Annotated in this window: 3 protein-coding genes; all 3 read left to right on the top strand. The window is 70.2% G+C overall.

Going from position 1 to position 5,557, the window contains the following annotated elements:
* The first annotated feature begins 753 nt into the window (after window positions 1–753).
* Complete coding sequence (locus J2W20_RS19105) at window positions 754–2,463, top strand: alkaline phosphatase family protein (RefSeq protein ID WP_307008726.1); 1,710 nt, start codon at window positions 754–756, stop codon at window positions 2,461–2,463.
* 196 nt (window positions 2,464–2,659) lie between these two features.
* The gene (locus J2W20_RS19100; protein ID WP_307008725.1) at window positions 2,660–4,159 is read left to right on the top strand and encodes an arylsulfotransferase family protein; all 1,500 of its coding nucleotides are present in this window, start codon (window positions 2,660–2,662) and stop codon (window positions 4,157–4,159) included.
* 106 nt (window positions 4,160–4,265) lie between these two features.
* Window positions 4,266–5,435 (top strand): chitinase, encoded by a 1,170-nt coding sequence (locus J2W20_RS19095; protein ID WP_307008724.1) that lies wholly within the window; start codon window positions 4,266–4,268, stop codon window positions 5,433–5,435.
* Window positions 5,436–5,557 lie beyond the last annotated feature (122 nt).

The following is a 5,557-nucleotide window of genomic DNA, read 5'->3' as shown; positions in this document are numbered from 1 at the left end:
GGCAGGGACTTCTGTCCGGTAACCCACGAATCTGCGTGAGCGAGGCCCCGGCCCGCAACCACCCACTAAGGCGGCCACTCCATACCGTCTAGGCCCCAGCTCCGCTGCGGCCTCTCCACCCTGTGGATCGAGCCTCAAATGGCCCGATCTGTGATGATTGAGTGGCGGTCCGGCCGCCCGCTTGTGGATCCCCGCCAGGACAAGGGCAAGGCTGGTCTAGGTCCCTGTCCGCGCGGGCTTCTCTAGCCACTGCTGCGCTGGTAGGCAGAGTCCTCCCGACCCTTCGATGAGGTTCATCTGCTGGGTGCCTGGTCCGTGGCGGCATCGATCAAGGTGCCGCGGCGATAGTCCGGCGTGAAGCTGAGGTCAGCGCCGGACTCGACCAACCGCTCGCCTTCGCGCCGCCCCCGTTGAGCAGAGACGTGATCTACCCCCGGATCCTGGGCCGGGTGGCCTTCACCGCGCCCGAAATGGCCGACTGCATCGGGAGCGCGCTCCAAGGGGGCGCTGCATGGGGGGCATCGCGGCTCCACGCGCTGCATCTCCGCACGGCCGCGACCTGACTCCCATGCTTGAGAGAGCCGGCCCGGCATGGCCTCGGCCTAGCGGCCGCCGCCGAGACTTCACATTCTCCGAACATCGGCCGAACACCGCTCTTTCCGGCGCACGCCACGATCATAAGCGCCGGACATATCATGCCAGTGTCCACTGACCTCCCGCGTCGATGCGGGGGGACAGAAGAAGGAGCCAGCCGTGGTCACACCATCTGATGGGGGCCTTCTGCCGCCCCCGCCCGGCCGCGGCCAGCGGCCCACAGCGCGAGTGCGGCTGTGGGCGGGCCGGCACCGGGCCCTGGCCGTGCTCTCTGGACTGGCCGTCCTGGTCCTCATCGTCGGCGGCGGACTCTTCGCCGCAACCGCCCGCACAGCAGGCACCGCGCCAGGGCCGGTGTCCGGGATCTCGAAGATCAAGCACGTCGTGGTGATCATGCAGGAGAACCGCTCGTTCGACAGCTACTTCGGCACGTTCCCGGGCGCCGACGGCATCCCCATGCAGAACGGCGTGCCGACAGTGTGCGTCCCTGACCCGGCCTCGGGCGCGTGCCTCAAGCCGTACTACGACCCCACCGCCAAGAACTCAGGCGGCCCCCACAGCCAGGCCAACGCCACCGCGGACATCGACGGCGGCAAGATGGACGGCTTCATCGCCCAAGCGGAGAAGGCATCATCGAAGTGCGCAGCCAACGATCCAGCATGCGCGGGCGCACCGGCCACCGACGTCATGGGCTACCACGACGCCCAGGACATCCCGAACTACTGGACCTACGCCAAGGACTTCACCCTCCAGGACCACATGTTCGAGCCCAATGCATCGTGGAGCCTGCCCGCCCACCTGTACATGGTCTCCGAATGGTCGGCCAAGTGCACGACCGCCGGAGACCCGTCCTCATGCGTCAATGCGCTCCAGAACCCCGGCAATCCACCCGACTTCGGCGCCGGCCTCCGCACCACGCTCATCGGCGCATGCCGCGCGGGCACGCAGACCGCCGCGTGCCAGGACGCGCTCAAGGCCGCGGGCATCAGCCCCGACCTCGCCGCCGAGCTGCACACGTTCATCCAGCAGCACTGCAAGGCCGCCGACCCGTACGCCGCGTGCCAGTCCGCGATCGACCAGGCCCAGCTCCCGGACGACCTCAAGCAGAAGCTCCTCGCCGCCGCCACGGCCATCGCACCGCCGGACTACGCCTGGACCGACCTGACCTACCTGCTCCACCAGCAGAACGTCCCGTGGGCCTACTACGTGTTCAACGGCACCGAACCCGACTGCCGCGACGACACCGCCACCACCTGCGCGCCGGTGGCGCAGAACGCGAAGACCCCCGGCATCTGGAACCCGCTCCCCTACTTCGACACCGTCAAGCAGGACGGCCAGCTGGGCAACATCCAGTCCCTCACCAACTTCTACACCGCGGCCAAGGACGGCACACTGCCCGCCGTGAGCTGGATCGACCCGACGGCCGCCGTCAGCGAGCACCCGCCCGCGCTCGTCAGCACCGGACAGTCCTACGTCACCGGACTCGTGAACGCGATCATGTCCGGCCCCGACTGGGACAGCACCGCGATCTTCCTCTCCTGGGACGACTGGGGCGGCTTCTACGACCACGTCGCCCCACCGGCCGTCGACCAGAACGGCTACGGGCTGCGGGTCCCGGGGATCGTCATCAGCCCCTACGCGAAGAAGGGCTACATCGACCACCAGACCCTCAGCCACGACGCCTACGTGAAGTTCATCGAGGACGACTTCCTCCACGGCCAACGGCTCGACCCCGCCACCGACGGCAGACCAGACCCCCGCCCCGGCATCCGCGAGAACGCACCCCAGCTGGGGGACCTCGCCAACGACTTCGACTTCAGCCAGCCGCCAACGCGCCCGGAGATCCTGCCGAACGCGACGACCTACTAGCCACGCGACAACGAACCCGAATGCCCACGCCCTCCGCCTGCCGCTCATGGCCGCCCATTCCCGCGGACGCCAAGGCGGTGGACGGCACCTGCCGGCTGGGAAGGTGCCGACGGCAGACCCAGGGAATGTCCGGCGCTCAGCTGGAGCACAGCCGGGAACCCTATGGCGCACAGGCGCCGATTCCTAGACTGGACGCATGATCAGGGTCAGCCGCCGCCACTTCCTCCAGGGCGCCGGGATCGCCGTCGCCGGTGCATTCGCCGGGGCGGGCGTGGCCCGGTCGAGCATCTTCCCCCTCCCGCCGACCGCCGCGGCGGCCGCGCCCACGCCCAGCCCGTCGACCTCCGCGGGAGCCGGACTCCCGGACCGGACCTTCACCACCACCAAGCTGACCGCGCCGCGCGTGAGCATCTGGACCTCGGCCGCCACGGCCCCGGGTCTGCTGTTCACCGGGCCGATGGGGCACGGGACGAACGGCCTCATCATGGACAACTCCGGGGCGCCGGTCTGGATGGAGCCCACCGGCGCCGGCGTCACGGACCTGCGCGTGCAGACGTACAAGGGCAACCCGGTCCTCACCTACTGGTCGGGCAAGGGGATCGGCGGCCACGGCGAGGGGGTGGGGATCATCAAGGACACGGGCTACACGACGATCGCCCAGGTCTCCGCCGGCGGCGGGCTCAAGGCGGACCTCCACGAGTTCACGCTCACCTCGGCCGGCACCGCCCTGCTGACCTCGTACCCCACGGTGCAGGCCGACCTCACCCCGCTCGGCGGCCCCGCAGCCGGCTACATGTACGACTGCCACGTCCAGGAGGTCGACGTCGCGAGCGGAGCCGTGCTCTTCGACTGGACGGCCTCCCAGCACGTCGGCCTCACGGAGTCCTTCGTCAGGCCCGCCGACGACCCCACGGCCAACGGGGCGAGCGCCGCGACGGCCTTCGACCCGTTCCACGTCAACTCGGTCGACCGCCGTGCGGACGGGTACCTCGTCTCAGCCCGCCACACCCACGCCGCCTACCTCGTCGGCCCGGACGGCTCGGTGCAGTGGCGGCTGGGCGGGGCCCGGAACGACTTCTCGATCCCCGATGCTGCGGCGTTCGCCTGGCAGCACGACGTCCGCCAGCGGCCCGGCGGCCTCATCAGCATGTTCGACAACCACTACAAGGACGGCACCACCGGGACCTCCCGCGGCCTCATCCTCGCCGTCGACGAGAGTGCCCGGAAGGTCACCCTCCGGCTCGCCCTCGAGCGCGGAGGCCACCGCGGCAACGCCATGGGAAACGTCCAGTTCCTCGACAACGGCCACTACCTCGTCGGGTGGGGATCGGACCCCGCCGCCACCGAGTTCACGGCCGACGGCACGCCTGTCGCCGAGGCCACGGGGATCGGCGGCGGGTGCTACCGGGCCTACCGCCACGTCTGGTCGGCGACGCCGACGACGCCGCCCGACGTTGCCGTCGTGACGGGGAACGGCTCCTCCATGCAGGCCTACGCCAGCTGGAACGGCGCGACCGAGGTGGCGAGCTGGAGGTTCCTCACGGGGAGCAGCCCGCAGACGCTCAGCGAGGCCGCCGTCGTGAAGAAGCGCGGCTTCGAGACGAATGCGGCCGTCGCCGCGGCGGCGCACCTCGCGGTCCAGGCCCTCGACGCGAAGGGCACCGTCCTGGCGACATCCGCGGTCATCGCGGCCTGAGGCCTGCCCGGGCTCCTGGCTCAAGTGCTGCCGCCAAACCTTGGGAGTCCACATGTCAGTGCTAGAGCAGCACCGGCCCTCTCCATCCGCACGACGCAGACACACGGTGGCACCACTCATCCTCGCCGCGGCCCTCGCCATCGGCCTCGGCGCGTGCTCCGGCGGCTACGCCCCCGCCCAGACCAGCGGGGAAGGACATCCCGTGCAGCCCACCACAGCGCCGCCCGGGACCGGCCCTGCCGCCCACGGCGCGACCACCCCACGTCCGACGGTCCCGGCCAGCCCGTCGGCATCATCAGGCGAAACTGGCTGGTTCGGCGGCTACGTAGACGTCACGGTCAAGCCCCCCTACTCGTTCGAGGCCGCCACCGCGCCAGGACGGCCGGTGCTCTCGTTCGTCATCGCCGACCCCGATAACCCGTGCGAGCCGTCGTGGGGCGGCCAGTACACCTTGGACAAGGCAGTGACCGACCTGAACCTCGACCAGCGGGTGGGCAGCCTGCGCCAGAAGGGGCACGGGCTGGCCATCTCCTTCGGGGGGGCGGCCGGAGACGAGCTCGCCAGGGCGTGCAAGGATCCGCAGGCCCTCGCCCAGGCCTACCGGAAGGTGATCGACCGGTACACGCCCGACGTCATCGACTTCGACATCGAGGCGGACAACCTGACCGACATCGAGGCCACGGCCCGACGCTCGGAAGCACTCCGCCAGGTGTTCGCGGCCGAAGGCGCAGCCCATATGCCGCGGGTGTGGCTCACGGTCCCATCAACCGCCCAGGGACTGACAGCAGAGGGGTCCGCGGTCGTCCTCCAGACGCTCCGCGACGGTGTCGCCCTGGCCGGCGTGAACATCATGACCATGGACTACGACGGGCCGGCCTCCGGCCAGCAGATGCTCGACACCTCGCTCCGGGCCGCCACCAGCGCCCACACCCAGCTCGCACAGCTGTTCGGCCTGGGACAAGGCCAGGACGCGGCGGCCTGGTCGAAACTCGGCCTGACCCCCATGATCGGCGCCAACGACACCCCCGGAGAGACCTTCGACCTCCAGGCAGCCCACGGCCTGAACGCCTTCGCCCGCAGCCACGGCATCGGACGGCTGTCCATGTGGTCCCTCAACAGGGACCAGCCCTGCCCGGCCGGAGAAGCGGCCAGGAAAACCGACAGCAGCGGAGACAGCGAGGCCTCCGACACCTGCAGCGGGACCAGCCAGGCCACCGGTGCCTTCACCAAGACCCTCTCAACCGGACTGGAGCACCCCGGAACACCCCGCCCCTGACACCACTGCCGGCCCGCAGCCCCGAGGAGGAAGGTTTCGTTGCAGAACTTTCTGCTCCGGGAGGCCTGGCCCTATCCGAGTGCGGCGAGGCCCGGCTGGAGCTGCTCGAACAGCTCGGCCGG

The organism is Sinomonas atrocyanea, assembly GCF_030812675.1.
GTDB lineage: Bacteria > Actinomycetota > Actinomycetes > Actinomycetales > Micrococcaceae > Sinomonas > Sinomonas atrocyanea_B.
This window is presented reverse-complemented; position numbering and strand designations above follow the sequence as displayed.